Source organism: Streptomyces sp. NPDC054840, assembly GCF_053611065.1.
This window is the reverse complement of record NZ_JBSGZP010001021.1, coordinates 1-1,806: the sequence shown is the minus strand read 5'-3', so window position 1 is coordinate 1,806 and position 1,806 is coordinate 1. Positions and strand designations below refer to the sequence as shown.

Below are 1,806 nucleotides of genomic sequence, written 5' to 3'. Positions count from 1 at the left end.
GTCGCTGACCTGGGCCTTCTTTCAAGAGCGGATGACGGGAATCGAACCCGCGCTATAAGCTTGGGAAGCTCATGTTCTACCATTAAACTACATCCGCGCAGCGGGCCAGTTGCCTGGATCCCTGGCTTTGCTCACTCTACCTCATGATCGACCCCCCGTGAATTTGCCGCGGGGTCGTTGTCGTGTGTGGCGTACACGGGGACGTGTGGGTGCGGGAGTTGGGGCGTACCGTGGGATCCGGAGCGGCGGCTGGAGTGGGTGCCGATCATCCCCTAATGTGGCGATTCGTCGCAGTACGGCTCGTTGGGGAAAGGGACTCGATGGAGCACACCGTCGTCCGTTGTGCCGAAGGGCACGTTTTCAGTACCGCCTCCTTCCCGCTGCAGCACCTCGGTGCCGGCCGGATCGGGCCCGGGCGGCTGCTGCGGTGTCCGCGGTGCGCGCGGTTGCGGCACGCCGTGCCCGTGGGCGGCGCGAAGCGGTAGTCGCCCCGGTGGGCGCGCGGGTCGTCGCTCTCGATTGGGGTGGCCCGCGCGCTCTGCGTATCCTCGGGACGTGCTTCTCTCTGACAAAGACATCCGGGCCGAGATCGACAGCGGACGGGTTCGCATCGACCCGTTCGAGGAGTCGATGGTGCAGCCCTCCAGCATCGATGTACGTCTCGACCGGTTTTTCCGGGTGTTCGAGAACCACCGCTACGCCCACATCGATCCGGCGATCGAGCAGGTGGACCTGACCCGGATGGTCGAGCCGGAGGGTGACGAGGCGTTCATCCTCCACCCCGGTGAGTTCGTCCTCGCCTCGACGTACGAGGTCATCTCGCTGCCCGACGACATCGCCTCCAGGCTGGAGGGGAAGTCCAGCCTGGGGCGCCTCGGCCTGGTGACGCACTCGACCGCCGGGTTCATCGACCCCGGGTTCTCGGGGCACGTGACCCTGGAGCTGTCGAACCTCGCCACCCTGCCGATCAAGCTCTGGCCGGGCATGAAGATCGGGCAGCTGTGCCTGTTCCGGCTCAGCTCGCCCGCCGAGTTCCCGTACGGCAGCGATCGCTACGGGTCCCGGTACCAGGGGCAGCGCGGGCCGACCGCCTCGCGCTCCTTCCAGAACTTCCACCGCACCCAGGTGAGGCACGAGGCATGAGCGACGCACGCGAGAACCTGACCTACGACGGTTTCGGGCGTGCCGTCCGCGAGCTGGCGCAGACGATCGCCGACGACGGCTACGAGCCCGACATCATCCTGAGCATCGCCCGCGGCGGCGTGTTCGTCGCCGGCGGCCTGGCGTACGCGCTCGACTGCAAGAACATCCACCTGGTGAACGTGGAGTTCTACACCGGCGTCGGGACCACGCTGGAAATGCCGGTCATGCTGGCACCCGTGCCCGAGGCGATCGACTTCACCGACAAGAAGGTCCTCATCGCCGATGACGTGGCCGACACCGGCAAGACGCTGAAGCTCGTCCACGACTTCTGCCTGGGCCACGTCGCCGAGGTCCGTTCCGCCGTCGTCTACGAGAAGTCGCACTCCCTCGTGAAGTGCGAGTACGTGTGGAAGAAGACCGACGAGTGGATCAACTTCCCCTGGTCGGTCGAGCCGCCCGTCGTCAAGCGTGAGGGCCAGGTCCTCGACGCCTGAGCGGCGGCAGACCGCAGAGGGCCCGCCACGCGCAGTGCGAGGCGGGCCCTTTCGTGTGCGGGGTCCGGGCTAGATGTATTGCCCCGGGAGGTTGTGGACGGGTGATGCAGGTCTCGGCTGAGGCGTCTTGAACGGGTGAGGGCCTTCCGGGTTCGGTGTGGATTGCGAC

2 protein-coding genes and 1 tRNA gene are annotated in these 1,806 nt (G+C 66.6%); 2 read left to right on the top strand and 1 reads right to left on the bottom strand.

Annotated elements, in window-relative coordinates:
• Positions 1-26: 26 nt before the first annotated feature.
• A tRNA-Gly gene (locus ACWGIU_RS37075) sits at positions 27-97 on the bottom strand.
• A gap of 458 nt (positions 98-555) precedes the next feature.
• Between ACWGIU_RS37075 and dcd the strand changes: the two genes are divergently transcribed.
• Both dcd and ACWGIU_RS37065 read left to right on the top strand, forming a co-directional pair.
• The gene (gene dcd, locus ACWGIU_RS37070) at positions 556-1,143 is read left to right on the top strand and encodes a dCTP deaminase (RefSeq protein ID WP_453712460.1); all 588 of its coding nucleotides are present in this window, start codon (positions 556-558) and stop codon (positions 1,141-1,143) included.
• Entirely contained in the window at positions 1,140-1,637 is a 498-nt protein-coding gene (locus ACWGIU_RS37065) for a phosphoribosyltransferase (protein ID WP_453712459.1), read from the top strand. The genes dcd and ACWGIU_RS37065 overlap by 4 nt, the downstream gene beginning before the upstream one ends.
• Positions 1,638-1,806: the final 169 nt, after the last annotated feature.